At 66.3% G+C, this 18,445-nt stretch carries 20 protein-coding genes, 1 tRNA gene and 1 pseudogene; 14 read left to right on the top strand and 8 right to left on the bottom strand.

All coding sequences use genetic code 11. The annotated features are described in order from the left end of the window. Positions 1-276 precede the first annotated feature (276 nt). Together QRQ56_RS38770 and QRQ56_RS38765 are read left to right on the top strand one after the other, a co-directional pair. Complete coding sequence (locus QRQ56_RS38770; RefSeq protein ID WP_438747038.1) at positions 277-1,722, top strand: MATE family efflux transporter; 1,446 nt, start codon at positions 277-279, stop codon at positions 1,720-1,722. A gap of 139 nt (positions 1,723-1,861) precedes the next feature. Then, positions 1,862-2,545 carry a hypothetical protein gene (locus tag QRQ56_RS38765; RefSeq protein WP_438747037.1) on the top strand — a complete coding sequence of 228 codons (684 nt, stop codon included), beginning with the start codon at positions 1,862-1,864 and terminating at the stop codon, positions 2,543-2,545. A 105-nt stretch (positions 2,546-2,650) separates the two neighbouring features. Here the strand turns inward: QRQ56_RS38765 and QRQ56_RS38760 are convergent, their stop codons facing one another. From QRQ56_RS38760 to QRQ56_RS38730, 7 genes are all read right to left on the bottom strand, one after another. Continuing rightward, positions 2,651-3,178, bottom strand: coding sequence for a hypothetical protein (locus QRQ56_RS38760; protein ID WP_438747036.1), 528 nt, complete (start codon positions 3,176-3,178; stop codon positions 2,651-2,653). A gap of 128 nt (positions 3,179-3,306) precedes the next feature. Continuing rightward, positions 3,307-3,708: an SRPBCC family protein gene (locus QRQ56_RS38755; protein ID WP_438747035.1), complete on the bottom strand. Its 402-nt coding sequence runs from the start codon at positions 3,706-3,708 to the stop codon at positions 3,307-3,309. A gap of 137 nt (positions 3,709-3,845) precedes the next feature. Then, the gene (locus tag QRQ56_RS38750) at positions 3,846-4,205 is read right to left on the bottom strand and encodes a VOC family protein (RefSeq protein WP_438747034.1); all 360 of its coding nucleotides are present in this window, start codon (positions 4,203-4,205) and stop codon (positions 3,846-3,848) included. A 120-nt stretch (positions 4,206-4,325) separates the two neighbouring features. After that, positions 4,326-4,604, bottom strand: a complete 279-nt coding sequence (locus QRQ56_RS38745) for a hypothetical protein (protein ID WP_438747033.1) — start codon at positions 4,602-4,604, stop codon at positions 4,326-4,328. Between the two features lie 12 nt (positions 4,605-4,616). Further along, positions 4,617-5,006 (bottom strand): hypothetical protein, encoded by a 390-nt coding sequence (locus tag QRQ56_RS38740; protein ID WP_438747032.1) that lies wholly within the window; start codon positions 5,004-5,006, stop codon positions 4,617-4,619. Positions 5,007-5,105: 99 nt separating this feature from the next. After that, positions 5,106-5,945: a helix-turn-helix transcriptional regulator gene (locus QRQ56_RS38735; protein WP_438747031.1), complete on the bottom strand. Its 840-nt coding sequence runs from the start codon at positions 5,943-5,945 to the stop codon at positions 5,106-5,108. 98 nt (positions 5,946-6,043) lie between these two features. Beyond that, positions 6,044-6,622, bottom strand: a complete 579-nt coding sequence (locus tag QRQ56_RS38730) for a methylated-DNA--[protein]-cysteine S-methyltransferase (RefSeq protein WP_438747030.1) — start codon at positions 6,620-6,622, stop codon at positions 6,044-6,046. Between the two features lie 176 nt (positions 6,623-6,798). Here QRQ56_RS38730 and QRQ56_RS38725 point away from each other — a divergent pair. The 4 genes from QRQ56_RS38725 to QRQ56_RS38710 all read left to right on the top strand — a co-directional run bounded on the left by QRQ56_RS38725 (position 6,799) and on the right by QRQ56_RS38710 (position 8,599). After that, positions 6,799-6,872 (top strand) — tRNA-Gly (locus tag QRQ56_RS38725). Between the two features lie 169 nt (positions 6,873-7,041). Continuing rightward, on the top strand, positions 7,042-7,623 hold the full coding sequence (locus tag QRQ56_RS38720; protein WP_438747029.1) for a helix-turn-helix domain-containing protein: 582 nt from the start codon (positions 7,042-7,044) through the stop codon (positions 7,621-7,623). Beyond that, positions 7,623-8,135 (top strand): GNAT family N-acetyltransferase, encoded by a 513-nt coding sequence (locus QRQ56_RS38715; RefSeq protein WP_438747028.1) that lies wholly within the window; start codon positions 7,623-7,625, stop codon positions 8,133-8,135. The genes QRQ56_RS38720 and QRQ56_RS38715 overlap by 1 nt, the downstream gene beginning before the upstream one ends. Positions 8,136-8,137: 2 nt before the next feature. Further along, a complete protein-coding gene (locus QRQ56_RS38710) occupies positions 8,138-8,599 on the top strand; it encodes a GNAT family N-acetyltransferase (RefSeq protein WP_438747027.1) in 462 nt (153 codons plus the stop codon). A 38-nt stretch (positions 8,600-8,637) separates the two neighbouring features. Here QRQ56_RS38710 and QRQ56_RS38705 read toward each other — a convergent pair whose 3' ends face one another. After that, positions 8,638-9,294, bottom strand: coding sequence for an iron-containing redox enzyme family protein (locus tag QRQ56_RS38705; RefSeq protein WP_438747026.1), 657 nt, complete (start codon positions 9,292-9,294; stop codon positions 8,638-8,640). Positions 9,295-9,503: 209 nt separating this feature from the next. On the opposite strand from QRQ56_RS38705, the pseudogene QRQ56_RS38700 reads away from it, so the two are divergent. The 8 genes and pseudogenes from QRQ56_RS38700 (at position 9,504) to QRQ56_RS38665 (ending at position 18,230) form a co-directional block, all read left to right on the top strand. Continuing rightward, positions 9,504-10,575 (top strand): annotated as a pseudogene (locus QRQ56_RS38700) (LacI family DNA-binding transcriptional regulator). A gap of 83 nt (positions 10,576-10,658) precedes the next feature. Continuing rightward, the gene (xylB, locus tag QRQ56_RS38695) at positions 10,659-12,113 is read left to right on the top strand and encodes a xylulokinase (RefSeq protein WP_438747025.1); all 1,455 of its coding nucleotides are present in this window, start codon (positions 10,659-10,661) and stop codon (positions 12,111-12,113) included. Beyond that, positions 12,114-13,436, top strand: a complete 1,323-nt coding sequence (xylA, locus tag QRQ56_RS38690; protein ID WP_438747024.1) for a xylose isomerase — start codon at positions 12,114-12,116, stop codon at positions 13,434-13,436. It abuts the gene before it with no gap. 12 nt (positions 13,437-13,448) lie between these two features. After that, positions 13,449-14,207 carry an ATP-binding cassette domain-containing protein gene (locus QRQ56_RS38685; protein WP_438747023.1) on the top strand — a complete coding sequence of 253 codons (759 nt, stop codon included), beginning with the start codon at positions 13,449-13,451 and terminating at the stop codon, positions 14,205-14,207. Next, positions 14,207-15,277 (top strand): ABC transporter permease, encoded by a 1,071-nt coding sequence (locus QRQ56_RS38680; protein ID WP_438747022.1) that lies wholly within the window; start codon positions 14,207-14,209, stop codon positions 15,275-15,277. Before QRQ56_RS38685 ends, QRQ56_RS38680 begins: the two co-directional genes overlap by 1 nt. A gap of 94 nt (positions 15,278-15,371) precedes the next feature. Next, positions 15,372-16,304 carry a sugar-binding protein gene (locus QRQ56_RS38675; protein ID WP_438747021.1) on the top strand — a complete coding sequence of 311 codons (933 nt, stop codon included), beginning with the start codon at positions 15,372-15,374 and terminating at the stop codon, positions 16,302-16,304. Positions 16,305-16,406: 102 nt separating this feature from the next. Beyond that, the gene (locus QRQ56_RS38670) at positions 16,407-17,384 is read left to right on the top strand and encodes an aldo/keto reductase (protein WP_438747020.1); all 978 of its coding nucleotides are present in this window, start codon (positions 16,407-16,409) and stop codon (positions 17,382-17,384) included. 3 nt (positions 17,385-17,387) lie between these two features. Further along, the gene (locus QRQ56_RS38665; RefSeq protein WP_438747019.1) at positions 17,388-18,230 is read left to right on the top strand and encodes an amidohydrolase family protein; all 843 of its coding nucleotides are present in this window, start codon (positions 17,388-17,390) and stop codon (positions 18,228-18,230) included. The last annotated feature ends 215 nt before the right edge of the window (positions 18,231-18,445 follow it).

Raw genomic sequence — 18,445 nt, 5'->3', positions numbered from 1 at the left:
GTTTCTTTTCGTGGGGGTGGCCGGCCCCTCGCCGCGTGTCCGTCTGTCACCAGATTCGCGGAGAGTCCCCCTCACCCCGACCCTCTCCCCGCAGGCGGGGAGAGGGAGAAGAATGATCCATCGAAATGCGCTGCCGCAGGGCACGCCTGCATTCGGCGCAGGCGGAATCGGCGATGGCCGTGCTAACAAGCCTCTCGCCGCGCGCCTCGCGCGAATATTTGATTGGCACACCTAAGCATTGCCGCGCCGCGAATGGCGCCCGTGCCCGGAGAGGACATGTCCGACGTCGCCGAAATCCCGGTCGATGAACAAGAGCGTCCGCTGCCGCCGCCCTCGCGGCCGGTGAGGAGCGCGCTCGTCGACGGGCCGATCCTGCGCACGCTGCTGTCGCTCGCCTGGCCCAACGTGATCGCGCTGTCGGCCGGCACCTGCACGGTGATCGCCGAGACCTCTTATATCGGCCGGCTCGGCGTCGAGGCGCTGGCCGCGATGGCGCTGGTGTTCCCGACCATCATCCTGACCATGACGATGTCGGGCGGCGCCATGGGCGGCGCGGTCGCGTCCGCCATTGCACGCGCGCTCGGCGCCGGGAACCGCGAGCGCGCCGCCACGCTCGCGATGCATGCGCTGCTGATCGGCATCACCTTCGGCCTCGTCTTCATGCTGGGCATGCTGATCTTCGGACCGAAGGTGCTGGAGATGCTCGGCGGCCGCGGCGACGTGCTGACCCATGCGATCGCCTACACGCAGGTGTTTTTCGGGGGCGCCGTGCTGCCCTGGCTGCTCAACACCATGGCCGGCGTGCTGCGCGGCACCGGCAACATGAAGCTGCCCTCGTTCCTCATCCTCAACTCGGCAGCCTGGCAGATCGTGCTCGGCGGCACGCTCGGCCTCGGGCTCGGCCCGGTGCCGCAGTTCGGCATGCGCGGTGTCGCGGCCGGCGCGCTGATCGCCTACACCATGAACATCTGCATCATGGGCTGGTACCTGTTCTCCGGCCGCGCACGCATCACGCCGAAGCTGCGCGGCCTGCGCATCCAATGGGCGATGTTTTTCGACATCCTGAAGGTCGGCGCCATCGCCTGCTTCTCGCCGCTGCAATCGGTGCTGACGATCTCGATCTTCACCCACATGCTGGCGCAGTTCGGCACCGCGATCCTCGCCGGCTACGGCATCGGCGCGCGGCTCGAATTCCTGCTGACCTCGATCGCGTTCTCGTTCGGCATCGCCTGCGTTCCGATGGTGGGGATGGCGATCGGCGCCGGCAATATCGCGCGCGCCCGGCGCGTCGCCTGGATCGCCAGCGTCGCCGCCTTCGTCGCCGTCGGTGCGCCGGCCTGCATCGTCGCGATGTTCCCCGATCTCTGGATCAACATCTTCACCGACAGCACGGTCGTGCGCGCGACGAGCCACCAATATCTCTCGACGGTCGGGCCATTCTACGCGTTTTTCGGCATCGCCACGGTAATGTACTTCTCCTCGCAAGGCGCGGCCAAGGTGATCGGGCCGGTGCTGGCGCAGACGGCGCGGCTGGTGTACATCTCCGCCGCGGGCTGGTGGCTGTCGACCCATGGGGCGACGGCGCAAAGCTTTTTCTGGCTCGCCGCGAGCTCGATGGTCGTGCTCGGCCTGCTCTCGTCCTCCAGCGTCCTGCTGACGCGCTGGGGGCCGCGCGCGAGCAAGGCCGCGATCCGGCCGGCGCTCTCGACCGCTGCGGATTAGGCCTTCGCCGGATTTTTGTTTCCATATGTTTCCATCGCGCGTCTGGCAACACCAGGCAATTGCAGCGCCCGTTCCCGAAGGCTCCGCGCCAGCTCCTGCCGACAATTTCGCCGGGAGTCCATCAGCACGGAAAGCCACCATGACCTCGATTTCAGCGCTCTCGTCTCACCATTACCGCGCATCGCCGCTGCAGCGACTGCAGGACGAACTGCAGGCGGAAGTCAGTTCCGGCACGGTCAGCTCAAGCGAACAGGCGACATTGTCGGCCGCGCTCAGCGACATCGATTCCGCCTTGCAGTCGAGCAAGACGAGCGATCAGTCCAGCGGCAGCCGGCTGTCGTCCGACGCGTTCGCGTCCAAGATCGACGATCTCATCCAGCAGGAAGTGTCGGCCGGCAAGCTGACCGACCAGCAGGCCACCGAGCTGAACGGAATCTTCAAGGCCGCGTTTTCGCAGGGACCCGGTGGGCCGGGTGGACCTGGCGGCGCAGGCGGCCCGCCGCCCGGACCGCCGCCGTCCGGCGGAGCGCCGGCCGATGGCACGGACAGTTCGTCGAGCGGCGATCCGCTGGTGGACCTGCTTCAGCAATTCCTGGAGTCGCTGACGAGCTCGTCCAAGGATTCGACCTCGTCCGGCACGAGCGCATCAAGCGACACGACGACCACGGGCAGCACAGAGGATTCGTCGGCCAGCACGTCGGCGACGGAACTGCTGCAACAATTCCTGCAGTCGCTGAAGAACTCGCTTTCGGATTCGACCTACAGCGCGACGCAGTCCAGCGACCCCGCGCTGTCGGGCGTCTTGCTCAACGACCGGATTTGATCACCGGCAGTGCCGCAATCCGCCGGCGACGCGCAACCGCCTTTGCCCAGCAAAGGCCGGTTGCCCGTTGCCGCAGTGAAACGCTGTGGCGAGAGGCGCGCCGCTTCAGCGATGCCTGTGACGGCGATGGCCGCTGCCGCCGCCGACATTGGCGAGCCGCATCAGTTGCGGGATCATCGCCATCATCTCGCCGCCGCCGGCACCGCCGAGCATGCCCATGATGTCGCCGCCGCCACCGCCGAAGCCGGCCGGCATGGTGCCGCCGGCCATCGGCGCGTAGCCGCCGTAATTGGGGGCGCCGAAGCCACCGCCGAGATTGCCGGCGGAGAGGCCGCCGCCCATCAGGCCGCCAAGACCGCCACCGCCAAGACCACCGCCGAGTCCGCCGCCGCCATTCTCCATCATGCGGCTCATCATCGGTCCCATGGTCTGCATCATCATGGCGAAGCGGCGCTTGCCCATCTTCGCCTTCATCATCTCCAGCATCGGGGCCATCTGGGTCATCATGTCCTCGCCGCCGGCACCGCCGCCGCCGCCGAATCCGGCGAGCTGCGCCTTCGCGGGCGTGCTCGCGACGGAAAACAGCAGCAGCACGGCGGCTGCCTGGCAGATCACCTTGTCCGCACCTCTCATGGCATGCTCCTCGCGTGCGCAGCCCCGCCGGGAGAGCGGAGCCAACCGGACGCACACCGCAATGGTTACGGTCGGCGAGGGCGGAGCTCTGTGAGAAAACTCACGGAGCATCAGGGGGCGGCCGCGGCTCACGCCGCGGCAGGCGGGAACGCCTTGTGCAAGGCGGCCTCGGCCTCGCGGGTCTGGCGCTCGACATAGGCCGCAAGCTCGTTCGGCAGCATGTCGATGATCCACACCAGGCGGCTTTTCCGCTCGCCGTCGGCGATGACCTGCACCGAGGCGCTGTAATGCTTCAGCCGCTCATTGCTGATGGCGTAGACCAGACGCTGCCGCGCCTCGTCGCAAGCCACCAGCACTTCGCGGGCCACCGCGCCGTTGGCGAAGGTGACGATGCGCGCATCGCCGTCGAGCGTGCAGGCGGTGACGAAGCCCGGCACCAGCCGTTGATGCAGCGCGCCGAAATCGCGCACCGCATCCCAGACGTCGCGCGCGGGGGCGTTGAGGGAGATGTCGTTGTAGATGGAAGCCATGAAGGTGTCCTTGATGATGTCGAATGCCGGCCAAGAACTCCGTCATTGCGAGGAGCGAAGCGACGAAGCAATCCAGACTGTCTCCGCGGAGACATTCCTGGATTGCTTCGCTGCGCTCGCAATGACGAGGAGAGGCCTCACACGCAAACCGCCTCGACATTGTTGCCGTCGGGGTCGATCAGGAACGCCGCGTAATAGGTCGGGCTGTAATCCTTGCGCGGTCCGGCGCCGCCATTGTCGCGGCCGCCACTCTTCAGGCCTTCGCTATGAAATGCCTTGACCGCGTCGTGATTGGCGGCGCGAAACGCAATGTGGGCGCCGTCGGCCTTGTGGCCCTTGTTCAGGTGCAGCCACAGCGCCGGCGCGTCCTTCGGCCCGAAGCCGGCATAGCCGTCGCCGCTGGAGCACAGCACGTAGCCCAGCGGCGCCAGTGCCGCGGTGTAGAAGCGCGTCGCGGCGTCGAGATCGGCAACGCGAAGCCCGATGTGGTCATACATGTTCGTCTCCATGTGCAAAGCGCGCCGAGAATGGCGCGCGCCGGAGACGAAGCTAGTCTGGGAGAGGCGGGCGGCACTTGGAGAATCTTGCGCACCCGTCGAACGGCACAGATCGCGCCGCTAGATCGGATAGCGCCATTTTAGGGCGCGGCGTAGCACCAGGATGATGCCGGTCAGGATGCCCACGATCGGCCAGAAGGGCCATGGGATCGGCCCCTGATGGCCGAGATGAGCCATGAACAGGACGAGGCCGAGCAAGGTCATCGTGAGCGCCACGGCAGACCAGTAGAGCGGCGAGTGCAGCATGCCCGTCGCGGCGTACTCGGCGTGCTGTTCACGAGCTCGCCGCGCGATCCAGTAACAGAACGCGAAGAAGCCTATTGTGACAACAAATCCCATGGCGTTGTCCGGCTAGCGCGCCGGTGTCTCCTGCTGCCATCTGATCACGCGTTTCAGGTGATAGACCTGAACCCACATGTTCGTTCCGATCAGACTGACTGTCGCGACGATCAGGGCTGTGAGCTTCTGCGGGTCATGCAGCGCGAGGGCGAGCAGGAATGCGGAAAGGGCTGCCGTGACGCCGAAGCTGAACCAGAGCCCGATGAGACGCGGAGCAAACCAGGCTGGCTGACCGTCGACGCCCCACTGCATCGGAATCCGGCGCAAGGTGATCCGGCGGCCATAATAGAGGGCACAGCCGGCGATGAAGGCGAGGCCGACGGCAAGCGCGACCAAGGTGGCCGCAATCATGTCATTCGGAGCACTGTTCATCTGCCGTTCGCCGCGCCGAGAGAGCGCCAATTCGCTCTTGGGTTGTAGTATCGCGTGGCGTTGCGTAAGCCCAGCGCGTCGCGCCGGTCTGGTCAACAGACTGTTACCCACGATATCGGCTGACCTGTCTCAGTTGAGGACGAGGCGTTCGGCGAAGACGCTGCGCTCGCCGCGCGAGGCCTGGCGGAATTTGGTCGGCGAAACGCCGGCAGCGCGGTGGAAGGTGCGGACGAAATTGGAGAGATCGCCGAAGCCGACGTCATAGGCGACATCGGTGACCGCGATGTCGTCGTCGGCGAGCAGCCGCGCGGCGTGGCGCAGCCGCGAGCGCACGAGATATTGATGCGGGGTGACGCCGAGCACGCTGGAGAACAGCCGCAGGAAATGGAACGGGCTGAGGCCCGCCTGTTTCGCGGCCTGTTCGAGGTCGACCTCCAGATGCGAATTGTCGTCGATCCACAGCGCGGCCTCGACCGCGCGGCGGCGGTCGCGCGCATTGGGCGTGGCCGGCTTGCGCGCATTGCCGGAGACGACGTCGATGAAACGGCCGGCGAGAATCTGGCCGACCTCGTCGAGGCCGATGTCGCTGTTGCCATCTGCCGCCGTCTGGGCGAGCTCGCCGAGCACCATCAATTCGGGCAGCGGCGGGGTGGCGCCGACCCGCCAGATATCGCGTCGTCCGCCGAGGGCAGCGACCATGTCATCGCTGAAGAAAAATCCCAGGCAGACATCACCGCTGACATGCTCATGCGTACAGGTGTATTCCTCGCCGGGCGCGCCGACCAGCATCGAGCCCGCCACCAGCTCGAAGAAGCCGGCGCGGCACTGGCAGCCGAAGCTGCCAGAGCGGACATAGGCGATGGAATGCCCGGTGCGGCATTCGGCGAATGGCGTGTCGCCCGGTCCCGCGTCGCAGCGAAACTCGCAGACCGTGATCGATTGTGACGTCAGCAACGTGGTCGCGTCCATGCCGCCTTATCTAGGCATGATCCGGACAAGTGTGTAGCGGTTGTCCGACAAGATCGTGCCCAAAAAGATCGAAGCCTGGGTGCGATCGGGATCGCGCACTAGCTGGACGGCCTCGGCGGGGCAACGGGCAGCAGCACCTCGAACAACGTCTTGCTCGCAACGGGCTGTGCGCCCTCGAGCGCCAACAGACGCCGCTTGGAGATCACCCCGCCATAAGGCGAGAGCCGGTCGGTGTAATTGCCGGCCTCGAGCACCCGGTGGCAGGGCACGATCAGCATGTAGGGATTTTTGGCGATCGCCTGCGCCACCGAATGCGCGGCCCCGGAGGCGCCCAGCGCTTTGGCGATCTCGTGATAGGTGCGGGTCTCCCCACGCGGGATGCCGCAGGCGAACTCGTAGACCCGGCGGTTGAAGCCGGGCACGCCGCCGGCGTCCAGGCTGACCTCGGAGAAATCGGGATCGCCGCCCTGCAGCAGGCCCGTGATGCCCTCGATCGCCAGCTCGGCGTTCTCGGACGGCCGCTGCTCGCGCGCCTCGGGATGGGCCTGGAAGATGCGGCGGCGGGTGTCGATCTCGCGCGCCTCCGGCAACTGCACGGCGACGACGCCGGTGCTGCTCCAGATGATGCCGCAGCGGCCTATGGCCGTGTCGAATATCGAATAGCCACGCCCCACCATGCACACGCCCCACTCAGTGCACGTCTCTCCCCAGACGTCCGATCATAACACCGCCACAATCCGGCGCACCTGGAATCTTACCGGGGCGTCAACAACTGCCGGGCTGGCTGCGCCAAACCGCTTGGCGGCAGGCGCCGTCTCGGCTAATCAGGACGGGCGCGCCAGCCGCGCAATCCGCGGGCGTAGTTCAATGGTAGAACGGCAGCTTCCCAAGCTGCATACGAGGGTTCGATTCCCTTCGCCCGCTCCAAGTCTTTCCCCGATGCGATAGATTCGACCCAGGCCGTGAGACGCTCACGCCTCGCGCAAAGATTCTCATATATTAGCCTCTCGCCCTCGGCACGTATGCCTCGCCCGCCCTAAGCTTATCTCGCCCGGCGGATGCGGTCCCTGCGCCGGGCGATGTGCGGATGAAGCCAATGGACCAGCAGAAACTCGACCGTGCGATCGGTCGTCGCTTGAAGACGTTGAGGACGCAGGCGGGCATGACGTTGAACGAGCTGGCCGCGCGCTCCGGCGTCAGCCGGGCCATGATCGGGCGGGTGGAGCGGGCGCAGAGCAGCGCGACGGCTTCGCTGCTCGGCAAGCTCTGCGCCGCGCTCGACGTCTCGCTGAGCGATGTCGTCGCGCTCGCCGAGAAGCCGCCGGAGCGGCTGGTGCGCCTTGCCGACCAGCCGCACTGGCGCGATCCCGACAGCGGCTACCGACGGCGGCACGCCTCGCCGACGGATGCGGCGAGCGGCATCGAGATCATCGTCGTCGACCTGCCGGCCGGCGCGCGGGTGCCGTACAGCCCCTGGGGCCGCAACGCCTTCACCCAGCAGCTGCTGATGCTGGAGGGAACGATCGCCGTGCATATCGACGCCAAGACGGTGCGCCTGCGCGAAGGCGACTGCCTGGATTTCGACGTGATGCGCGCCGTGATCTTCGAGAACGAAACCAAACAGGACGCGCGCTACGTCATCATCACGCGGCGCGGTGCCTCATACGGGAAGATGTGATGTCGCTGATCGTGCGGGATGCCACGCTGGAGGATGCGGCCGATATCCTCACCATCTACAATTACGCCGCGCTCAACACCACGGCTGTCTGGACCGACGGGCCGGCTGATCTCGCCTCGAGGCGCGACTGGATGAGCGCGCGGCAGCAGGCCGGCTATCCCGTGCTGGTCGCGATGAAGGGCAGGGATGTCGTCGGCTTCGCCTCGTTCGGCGATTTCCGTCCCTTTCCCGGCTATCGCCATACTGTGGAGAACTCGGTCTATGTCGACGAGCGGCATCACAGGGCGGGCATCGGACGCAGCCTGGTGGCCGCGTTGATCGAGCGCGCCACCGCCATGAACAAGCACGCCATGATCGCCGGCATCGACGGCACCAATACGGCCTCGATCGCGCTGCACGCCTCGCTCGGCTTCGCCGAGGTCGCGCGCATGCCGGAGGTTGGCTGCAAGTTCGGCCGCTGGCTCGACCTCGTCTTCATGCAGAAGCAGCTTGCAAGCGACGTGAGGCCCTGACCATGCAGATCCACACCGGCGACACCTTCGATCCCCGCGTCATCGCGCTGCTCGATCATCACGTCACGGCCGCGCGGGCGCAGACCGCGCCGGGCAGCGCGCATGCGCTCGATCTGGCGGGCCTTCGCGCCAGCGATGTCGCGTTCTGGACCGGATGGGACGGCGACATGCTGGTCGCGACCGGCGCGCTGAAGACGCTTCACGCCGAGCATGGCGAGGTGAAGTCGATGCACACGCTCCAGACCACGCGGCGGCGCGGTTTTGGCGGCCAGATGCTTCGCCACATCATCACTGAAGCCCGCGCGCGCGGGCTGAAGCGGCTCAGCCTCGAAACCGGCTCGTGGGACTATTTTAAGCCGGCGCATGCGCTCTACCAGGCGCACGGCTTCGTCCTGTGCGGCCCGTTCGAGGGTTATGCCGAGGATCCCAACAGCCTGTTCCTGACGCGCGACCTGAGCCGCTGAGCGGCACCGCCGCCCGGCAGCCCCGATCGCGCGAGTGCTCAGGCCAGTTGCGGCAGCGGCTGGACCCTCTCGCTGACCCAAGAGCTGAGCATCTGGTGGTACAGCGTCGCGGACTGCCACAGCACGCGCTGGTACAGCCTGCCCTTATCCGAATCCCTGGTGACGTCGCCGCATATATCGAGGCCCATGGTCAGATGGTGGGCGTCGACGGCAGTATGGATCTTCCAATAGCGCCCGCTCAGGATCTCGAGCCTGTCCAGCACGGGGATGACAGTGGAATAGAAGTCGAGCGCGACCCCTTCGCTGAGCAGGTTCAGGGCAATCACCTGCACATCATGGGGATCGCGCATCGCGCTGCGCCAGCAATATGAGACCGTGTTCAGCGTTTCCATCGTCGGCGGGACGTGGCCGGGCTCGGTATCGCGCAGGAAGCCGTGCTCGGTCATCCAGGCGATGAGTTGATCGGGATGGTCGGCCTCCTCCATGGCGTGCTCGGCGAAGATGGGTTGATAACGCTTGTCCTGGCATAGCGAGGACCGCAGGCACAGCGCCTGCGTGAATTCGCGCGACTGGTGGACGAACTGATGCACCCAGCCCAGGTCTCCAGGCAGGAACGCATTGGCGACCTCCCTGAAGAACGGCCCCTGACGCAGCTGCGACCGGTATTGCTCGGAAATATCAAACAACCATTTCATCCTATTCTCTTTCGTCTGGCCGAACGCAGGCTGCGTCGGGCGGTCAATAAGATGGAACGTTAGGGGCGAGTGTGACCTCGCGCGTCCTGCGTTCGACGGAGCGTCGACCTCGTGCGTGAGGTAGCGCACATTGGCTGCCACAATTCAAACGGGTGTCGCTCCCTCAAAATGAGTTGCGTACCTCAAAACACCTCTGCTAGCCTTCAGCCATGGCCGAGACCCTGACCGCGACCGCGCTGACGCTGAAGGACATCGCCCGCGAGGCGGGCGTGAGCCTCGCGACCGTGGACCGCGTCCTGCACAACCGGCCGGGCGTCCGGCCGGAGACGGTGCGGCGCGTCAAGGCGACGATCGAGCGCAATTCCTTCCAGCCGCACGTCGCCGCCGCCGAGCTCGCCCGCGGCCGCGCCCGCCGCTTCGCCTTCGTGATGCCGTCCGGGCCGAACCCGTTCATGCAGCAGATCGAGGCCTATCTCGGCGAGATGTCGGCCTGGTTTTCGGCCCGCCGCCTCGGTGTCGAGACTGTCACAACCGACGTGTTCGATCCGCCGGTGCTCGCAAGCGCGCTGGAGGCGCTGTCGGGCGATTACGACGGCGTTGCCGTTGTCGCACTGGATCATCCGAGCGTCCGCGCCGCGATCAACGATCTCGTCGATGCCGGCACCAAGGTCGTGACATTGGTGTCGGACGTGCCGTCGTCGCGCCGCCACCATTATGTCGGCATCGACAACATCGCCGCCGGCCGCACCGCGGGGCGCGCTGGTCGGGCGGCTGGTCGGCCAGAGATCCGGCAAGGTCGCGATCGTCGCGGGCTCGCAGGGCCTGCGCGACCATGCCGAGCGCATTTTCGGCTTCAACCAGGTGATGGCCTCGGAATTCCCCGGCCTCAGCGTGCTGCCGGTGCTGGAGGGGCGGGACGAGGACGACCGCTCGGAACAGGTGCTGGCGCGGCTGCTCGGCAAGCATGCCGACATTGTCGGACTTTATAACGTCGGCGCTGGCACCCAGGGCGTCGCCAACGCGTTGAATGGCAAGGCGTTGAGTGACAAGGCGTTGAGCGATGCCGGCCGCAATAAGGTGGTGTTCGTCGGTCACGACGTCACGGTGCTGACGCGTCGGCTGCTGCTGCAGGGCGTGATGGATGCGGCGATTTCGCAGAACCCCGGACACGAGGCGCGCGCCGCCGTGCGCGTGCTGCTCGCGCTCGCCCGCGGCGAGCCGATCCTGAGCGAACAGGAGAAGATCAGGATCGACATCGTGATGCGGGACAATCTGCCCTAGCGGCAGATGGAATCGAACAAGCCGTGGCGGACAGCGCGACGATCGAGATCGCGCGTCGCAGGAGTTGGAAGAGGAGGAACGATTTGTATCTCGGACTGGACATCGGCACGTCCGGCGTGAAGGCGGTGCTCGCAAGCGAAATCGGCGCGATCCTCGCGACGGCCGCGCGCGAGCTTGCGCTGTCGCATCCGGCGCCGTTGTGGTCCGAGCAGGATCCGGATTCCTGGGTCGCTGCGGCGATCGGCGCGGTCGACGATCTCGCAAGCCGTCATCCGCGCGAGGTCGCAGGCGTCGCGGGCATCGGCCTGTCGGGCCAGATGCACGGCGCGACGCTGCTCGACGCGAACGGGCGGCCGCTGCGTCCCGCGATTCTCTGGAACGACGGCCGCTCGCAGGCCGAATGCACCGAGCTGGAGCGGCGCTTCCCCTCGCTGCACGCGATCGCCGGCAATCTGGCGATGCCGGGCTTCACCGCGCCAAAACTGCTCTGGGTGGCGCGGCATGAGCCCGACATTTTCGCGCGCGTGGCAAAGGTGCTGCTGCCCAAGGCCTATGTCCGCTATCGCCTTACCGGCGAGATGGCCGAGGATATGTCCGACGCCGCCGGCACGCTCTGGCTCGATGTCGGCGAGCGCCGCTGGTCGGCGCCGCTGCTGCAGGCCACGGGACTCGATCTCCACCATATGCCGCGCCTCGTCGAAGGCAGTGAGGTCAGTGCGGTGCTCGCGCCCAATTATGCGCAGCGCTGGGGCATGGCTGGGAATGTCGTGGTTGCGGGCGGTGCCGGCGACAATGCTGCGAGCGCGATCGGACTCGGCGCCATCGCGCCTGATGATGCGTTCCTGTCGCTGGGCACGTCAGGCGTGCTGTTCCGTGTCACCGATCGCTTCGCGCCAGCGCCTGAAACGGCCGTGCATGCGTTCTGCCACGCGCTGCCCGGCCTCTGGCACCAGATGGGCGTGATGCTGTCGGCGGCGGCCTCGCTCGCCTGGCTCGCCGGCGTGATGGACGTGACGGCCGCAAGCCTGCTGGCGCCGCTCGGTGAACGCGTCGATGCGCCGAGCCCGATCAAATTCCTGCCTTATCTCGATGGCGAGCGCACCCCGCACAACGACGCCGCCGCCAGCGGCGCCTTCGTCGGCCTGCGCGGCGCGACAGGTCGCAGCCAGATCGTGCAGGCCGTGCTCGAAGGCGTCGCCTTCGCCGCGCGCGATAATCTGGCGGCGCTGAGCGCGGCGAGCGGCCCCGTTGCCGAAGTCGATCTCGTCGGCGGCGGCTCGCGCTCGCCGCTGTGGGCGCAGATCTGTGCCGATGTGCTTGGCATTCCCGTGCATCGCGTCGAGGAAGGCGAGGTGGGGGCCGCGCTCGGTGCTTCCAGGCTTGGCCGGCTCGCCGCGACCGGCGAGAAGCCCGCGGCGGTCTGCACCCGCCCGCGGCGGCTCGCGAACTTCACGCCCCGGGCATCAGTAAGCGCTGCCTATGACGAAGCCTATCAGCGGTGGCGCGCGCTTTATCCCGCATTGAAGGAGACGACTTAAGTGAACGCGTCAGCTAGATTCTTCGATGCAAGCGCACCGGTCGCCTTCGCCGGCGAGGCCGCCGCCTCAACGCACGCCTTCCGCTGGTACGATAAGGACCGCATCGTCCACGGCCGCAGGCTGGAGGATCATCTGCGCTTTGCGGTCTGCTATTGGCATTCGCTGTGCTGGCCGGGCGGCGATCCCTTCGGCGGCGAGACGTTCTTGCGGCCCTGGCATCACGGCACCGATGCGATGGACCAGGCGCGCGCCAAGGCCGATGTCGCGTTCGAGCTGTTCCGCCTGCTCGATGTGCCCTATTTCACCTTCCACGACGTCGATGTCGCCCCGGAAGGCACTTCGCTCGCCGAGTCCATCGCCAATCTCAACGCCATCGCCGATCTGTTCGAAGCGAAGATGGCGTCAGCCAAGGTCCGCCTGCTCTGGGGCACCGCGAACCTGTTCACGCATCGCCGCTACATGGCGGGCGCGGCGACCAATCCTGACCCCGAGATTTTCACCTATGCCGCCGGCCAGGTCCGCGCCGCGCTTGAAGTGACGCACCGGCTCGGCGGCCAGAACTACGTGCTGTGGGGCGGGCGCGAGGGCTATGAGACGCTGCTCAACACCGATCTCAAGCGCGAGCTCGACCAGCTCGGCCGCTTCGTCTCGCTGGTGGTCGAGCACAAGCACAAGATTGGCTTCAAGGGCCCGATCCTGATCGAGCCGAAGCCGAAGGAGCCGACCAAGCATCAATATGATTTCGACGTCGCCACCTGCTACGGCTTCCTCGAGCGCTACGACCTGCTTAAGGACGTCAAACTCAACATCGAGCAGAACCACGCGATCCTCGCCGGCCACTCCTTCCATCACGAGGTCGCGCTCGCCGAGGCGCTCGGCGTCTTCGGATCGCTCGACATCAACCGCGGCGACGATCTGCTCGGCTGGGACACCGACCAGTTCGCGATGAACGTGCCGGAATTGGCATTGGTGTTCCACGAGATATTGAACCGCGGCGGCTTCACCTCGGGCGGGCTGAATTTCGACGCCAAGATTCGACGGCAGTCGATCGACCCCGATGATCTCATCCATGCCCATGTCGGCTCGATGGATGCCTGTGCGCGGGCGTTCCTCGCTGCCGCCGACATGCTGGATGCGGGCGTCCTCACGTCGCCGCTTGCGAAGCGTTATGACGGATGGTCCAGCCCCGAAGGCCGCGCCATTCTCGGCGGCCAGCGTTCGCTCGCCGATCTCGCCGACCGCGCGCTTGCGCCCGGCTTCGATCCGCAGCCGCGCTCGGGCCGGCAGGAATATCTGGAATCACTGGTCAACCGTCATGTCTGAGGACGTCCGCTGATGGCACATGTTGACGCGACCCCGGTCCTCTCGCTCTCCGGCATCGGCAAGGAGTTCGGCGCCATCCGCGCGCTGCACGGCGTCGATCTGCAGGTCCAGCCGGGCGAGGTGGTCGGCCTGATGGGCGATAACGGCGCCGGCAAGTCGACGCTGGTCAAGATCATCGCCGGCAATTTCCGGCCCAGTCACGGCGAGATCCGCTTTGCCGGCAATGCCGTGCATTTCAGTCGGCCCGTGGACGCGCGAGCCGTCGGCATCGAGGTGGTCTATCAGGACCTCGCGCTCGCCGATAACCTCACGGCGGCTGCCAACGTCTTCCTCGGCCGCGAGCTGAAGCGCAAATTCGGGCCGATCGCGTTGCTCGACCACAAGGCGATGGCGGCGCGCGCGCTGGAGCTGTTCGGCGAGCTGCGCTCGGAGACGCGGCCCGACGATCTCGTCAAGCAGATGTCTGGCGGCCAGCGTCAGGCCGTGGCGATCGCGCGGACACGGCTCTCCAATGCGCGGCTGGTGATGATGGACGAGCCGACCGCCGCGATCTCGGTGCGCCAGGTCGAGCAGGTGCTGAGCCTCATTCACCGGCTCAAGGAGCAGGGCGTTGCCGTGATGCTGATCTCCCACCGCATGCCCGACGTGTTCGCGGTGTGCGACCGCGTCATTGTCATGCGCCGCGGCGAGAAGCGCGCCGACAAGCCGATCCACGAGACCAGCCCTGAGGAAGTCACCGCCCTCATCACCGGCGCGAAGGAGGCGGCGTGATGGCCATGCCCATGGAAAGCCCGATCAGCTTCACCAATGTCGGCAAGATCAGGTGGTGGCAGCGCGGCATCTTCGCCTCGCAGACCGGCTACGTCCTGCTTGCGCTCGCGGTGCTGCTGGTGGTCATGCATTTCGCCAGCCCGTATTTCTTCACCCAGGGCAACATGCAGAACGTGGCGAAGAACTTCTCGTTCATCGCCATCGCGACGCTCGGCGTCACCTTCGTCATCATCACCGGCGGCATCGACCTGTCGGTGGGATCGATGATGTGCTTCTCCGCCATGATCACCTCGATGGTGATGACCGAGCTGTCGGCGCCCGGCTCGCCCCTGGTCCACATGGCGGCCGACGGCAAGACGGTTCTCGCCAACGTGCCGGGCCTGATCGTGCTGATCTCGGTCCTCGCGGGTCTCGGCGTCGCGCTGATCGCAGGCCTCGTCAACGGCTTCTGCATCGCGGTGCTCGGACTGTCGCCTTTCGTCACCACGCTCGGCATGCTCTCGATCGTGCGCGGGCTCGGTTATGTCGTCTCCAACGGCCGCGGCAGTTTTCCGGGCGGGCCTGACGCCGATTATTTCTACGCGGCGACCTCGGGCGACGTGCTCGGCGTGCCCGTGCCCTTCATCTATCTCGTGATCCTCGCGCTGACGATGGCCGTGGTTCTGCATCACTCAGCGTTCGGCCGTCACGTCTTCGCGCTCGGCGGCAACGAGAAGGCGGCCGAGCTCACCGGCATTCCCGTGGTGCGGGTCAAGATCGAGGTTTATGTGATCTGTGCGCTCGCCGCGGGCCTGCAGGGCATCATCATTTCCGGCTGGCTCGGCTCGGCGCCGGCCAACATGGCGACGTCCTACGAGCTCAACGTGATCGCGGCAGCCGTGATCGGCGGCGCCAATCTCGCCGGCGGCATCGGCGGTCCGCTCGGGGCCATCGTCGGCTGCGTGCTGCTGGAGGTGATCCGCAACGGCCTCGTGCTGGCGCAGGTGTCCTCCTACTGGCAGCAGACGCTGGTCGGCGTGATCATCATCCTGGCCGTGCTGGTCGATCGCATCCGTTCGCGGATGAACTGAATTGTCGTCATCCCGGGAAGGCCAACAAAATGCCGCCTGTCCGCTTCCCGGGCACGTCCAAGAGGATAGGCACCAAACAAGGGTGGAGGAGACAATGAGGAAATTTCTTTTGGCGGGCATCGCAATTGCGATGATGGCGACGCCGGCGTTCGCCGCGAACTACCGCTTCGTGATCGTGCCCAAGGCGATGAACAATCCGTTCTTCGATTTCGCGCGCGACGGCTGCCTGAAGCGCGCCAAGGAGCTCGGCAATATCGAGTGCATCTACAAGGGCCCGATCGAGCACGAGCCGGCGACGCAGGCGCAGATCATCCAGGACTTCGTCACTCAGAAGGTGGACGGCCTCGCCATCTCGGTCGCCGACGTCGCGGCCATGACCAAGTCGATCGAGGCGGCGACCGCCGCCGGCATCCCCGTCATCACCTTCGACGCCGACGCGCCCGGCTCCAAGCGCATCGCCTATATCGGCACCAACAATAAGGAGTTTGGCGTCGCGCTCGGCAAGGAATTGCTGAAGATGCGCCCCGACGGCGGCAAGTACACCATGGTCTCCGGCGGTCCCGGCGCCAAGAATCTCGCGGAGCGCGTCGACGGCGTGCGCGAGGCGCTGAAGGGCTCGAAATGGACCGAGGTCGCGGGCTCGCCCAGCTTCTGCAACGACGATCCCGCGATGGCTGTGCAGCAAATGACGGACATGCGCACCGCGACGCCCGATCTCGCCGCGATCGTCCCCATTGGGGGCTGGCCGATGTTCGCGCCCGAAGGCTTCAAGGCCTTCGCCAGCAGGAACAAGAAGGACATTGATTCCGGCAAGTTCACGCTCGTCGTCGCCGATACGCTCAAGATGCAGCTCGAGCTGCTGCGCGACGGCTATGCCAATGCGCTGGTCGGCCAGCGTCCGTTCGAGATGGGCGAGAAGGCGATGGACACGCTCCTCGCCATCAAGAAGGGCGAGAAGGTTCCGGAGATCGTCTACACCGGCCTCGACCTCGTCACCAAGGACAACGTCGCGCAGATGTTGAAGTAGGAGCGTCAGCCAGCCCCGCGCTCCTGCATGCCTCCCCCGCTTGCGGTTTTCGCAAGCGGGGGAGATGATCCGGACTGTTGGAATGAAGACAAGGCAATGGGAATGAAACGGTCGCGGCTCGGCTCGCTCGACGTCACCTCAATCGGACTCGGTTCCGCACCGCTCGGCGGATTGTTCGCACCCGTCAGCGATACCGATGCGGAAGCGACGATCGAGAAGGCCTGGTCGGCCGGCATCCGCTTCTTCGATACCGCGCCGCTCTACGGCTTCGGCCTTGCCGAGCGCCGGGTCGGGGCATTCCTGCGGAAGCAGGAGCGCGATTCCTACGCGATCTCGACCAAGGTCGGCCGCCTGCTGCGCGCCCCCGATGTCGGTGCCGGGGAGGACGACCACTACAAGGGCACGTCACGCGAGCGGCCCGTGTTCGATTTCAGCTATGACGGCGTGATGCGCTCGGCGGAGGAAAGCCTCGTTCGCCTCGGGCTCGACCGCGTCGACGTTCTCCTGGTGCACGATCCCGACGATCACTATGACGAGGCGGTGTCCGGTGCCTTCCGCGCGCTCCAGCGCCTCCGCGAGGACGGCACCGTCAAGGCGATCGGCGCCGGCATGAACCAGTCGGAGATGCCGGTTCGATTCGCGGAAGCCGTGCCGGTCGATTGCTTCCTGCTCGCCGGCCGCTACACGCTGCTCGACCAGGGCGCGCTCGATGCGCTGTTTCCGCTTTGCTTGACGAGGAACATCGGCATTCTGCTCGGCGGCATCTACAACAGCGGCATTCTGGCCGATCCGCATCCTGGCGCGAAATTCAATTATCAGGACGCCGATGCCGCGCTGGTTAAGCGGGCCCTGGAGCTCGACGCGCTCTGCCGCAAGCATGGCACCGATCTGAAGGCCGCTGCGCTCCAGTTCTGCATGGCCCATCCCGCCGTCACGGTCGCCGTGATGGGCGCGCGCAATGCCGGCGAGGTCGCCGACAATATCGCGATGTCGGAGAAGTCGGTGCCGGCTGCATTCTGGCAGGAGCTGCGCGCGCGAAATTTCGTCGATCCCCGCGCGCCGCTGCCGGCCGGAGCGTAAGGCATGATCATCGACGGCCACCAGCACTTCTGGGATCCGGCGCGCGCCGACTATCCCTGGATGGCGGCGGACGAGCTCGCGCCGATCCGCCGTGCCTTCGGTCCGGCCGATCTGGCGCCGCTGCTGAAGGCGAACGGCATCGATGCCAGCATCGTGGTGCAATGCCGCTCCTCGCTGGAGGAGACCGAGGAATTTCTGCGCATTGCGCATGAAACGCCGTCGGTGATCGGCGTCGTCGGCTGGGCCGATCTCACCGACGGCGCGCTCGGCGATACGCTCGACCGGCTGCGCGGCTTGCCGGGCGGGGACAAGCTCGTCGGCATCCGCCATCAGGTGCACGACGAGATGGATCCCGATTGGCTGCTGCGCGAGGATGTCCAGCGCGGCCTCAATGCCTTGTTCGCGCGCGATCTCGCCTACGATTTCCTCGTCCGTACCCGCGAGCTGCCTGCCGCGATCGCGACCGCGCAGGCCTTTCCGCAGGCGCGCTTCGTGCTCGACCACGCGGCCAAGCCGCCCATCGGTGATGGCGGCAGCAGCGAGTGGTCCGATCGCATCAGGGCGATCGGGGCCTGCGGTAATGTCTGGTGCAAGATCTCGGGGCTCGCGACCGAGGCGGCCTGGAACGACTGGGATGCGGAACGGCTGTTTCCGTTCGTCGCCCACGCCGCAAGCTGCTTCGGCGAGGACAGGCTGATCTTCGGCTCGGACTGGCCGGTGTGCCTGCTTGCGGGAAGCTACGGCGAGATCAGAAGCGCGCTGGAAGCCTGCCTGGCCAAGCTTGGCCCGCAAGTGCGGGACAAGGCTTTTGGCGTGAACGCCGCGCGGGCGTATCGGCTGGGTTAATTGCAGTGGATGCGCGCTCTTACCCTCTCCCCTTGTGGGAGAGGGTGGCTCGCCGCGCAGCGGCGAGACGGGTGAGGGGTGTCTCTCCGCGAGCCACCTTTCACATGTGAGTCTGCCGAAGCAACCCCTCATCCGGCGCGCTTCGCGCTGTCCAGCGGATGGATGGGTAACAGAACAGACCGGATGGATAGGTAACAGTCGTTCATGGTTCGGTC

It is taken from the genome of Bradyrhizobium sp. U531 (assembly GCF_051710265.1).
Lineage (GTDB): Bacteria > Pseudomonadota > Alphaproteobacteria > Rhizobiales > Xanthobacteraceae > Bradyrhizobium.
The sequence above is the reverse complement of the archived record's forward strand: the minus strand, read 5'-3'. Positions and strand labels throughout refer to the sequence as shown.

Coding starts and splice junctions, on each gene's coding strand:
- QRQ56_RS38705 (WP_438747026.1), bottom strand. CDS start 9,294: ATGAAATGGTTGTTTGATATTTCCGAGCAATACCGGTCGCAGCTGCGT.
- QRQ56_RS38745 (WP_438747033.1), bottom strand. CDS start 4,604: ATGGGATTTGTTGTCACAATAGGCTTCTTCGCGTTCTGTTACTGGATC.
- QRQ56_RS38675 (WP_438747021.1), top strand. CDS start 15,372: ATGAGGAAATTTCTTTTGGCGGGCATCGCAATTGCGATGATGGCGACG.
- QRQ56_RS38770 (WP_438747038.1), top strand. CDS start 277: ATGTCCGACGTCGCCGAAATCCCGGTCGATGAACAAGAGCGTCCGCTG.
- QRQ56_RS38730 (WP_438747030.1), bottom strand. CDS start 6,622: ATGGTGGGGCGTGGCTATTCGATATTCGACACGGCCATAGGCCGCTGC.
- QRQ56_RS38755 (WP_438747035.1), bottom strand. CDS start 3,708: ATGGCTTCCATCTACAACGACATCTCCCTCAACGCCCCCGCGCGCGAC.
- QRQ56_RS38665 (WP_438747019.1), top strand. CDS start 17,388: ATGATCATCGACGGCCACCAGCACTTCTGGGATCCGGCGCGCGCCGAC.
- QRQ56_RS38680 (WP_438747022.1), top strand. CDS start 14,207: ATGGCCATGCCCATGGAAAGCCCGATCAGCTTCACCAATGTCGGCAAG.
- QRQ56_RS38760 (WP_438747036.1), bottom strand. CDS start 3,178: ATGAGAGGTGCGGACAAGGTGATCTGCCAGGCAGCCGCCGTGCTGCTG.
- QRQ56_RS38685 (WP_438747023.1), top strand. CDS start 13,449: ATGGCACATGTTGACGCGACCCCGGTCCTCTCGCTCTCCGGCATCGGC.
- QRQ56_RS38750 (WP_438747034.1), bottom strand. CDS start 4,205: ATGTATGACCACATCGGGCTTCGCGTTGCCGATCTCGACGCCGCGACG.
- QRQ56_RS38735 (WP_438747031.1), bottom strand. CDS start 5,945: ATGGACGCGACCACGTTGCTGACGTCACAATCGATCACGGTCTGCGAG.
- QRQ56_RS38710 (WP_438747027.1), top strand. CDS start 8,138: ATGCAGATCCACACCGGCGACACCTTCGATCCCCGCGTCATCGCGCTG.
- QRQ56_RS38720 (WP_438747029.1), top strand. CDS start 7,042: ATGGACCAGCAGAAACTCGACCGTGCGATCGGTCGTCGCTTGAAGACG.
- QRQ56_RS38715 (WP_438747028.1), top strand. CDS start 7,623: ATGTCGCTGATCGTGCGGGATGCCACGCTGGAGGATGCGGCCGATATC.
- QRQ56_RS38765 (WP_438747037.1), top strand. CDS start 1,862: ATGACCTCGATTTCAGCGCTCTCGTCTCACCATTACCGCGCATCGCCG.
- QRQ56_RS38670 (WP_438747020.1), top strand. CDS start 16,407: ATGAAACGGTCGCGGCTCGGCTCGCTCGACGTCACCTCAATCGGACTC.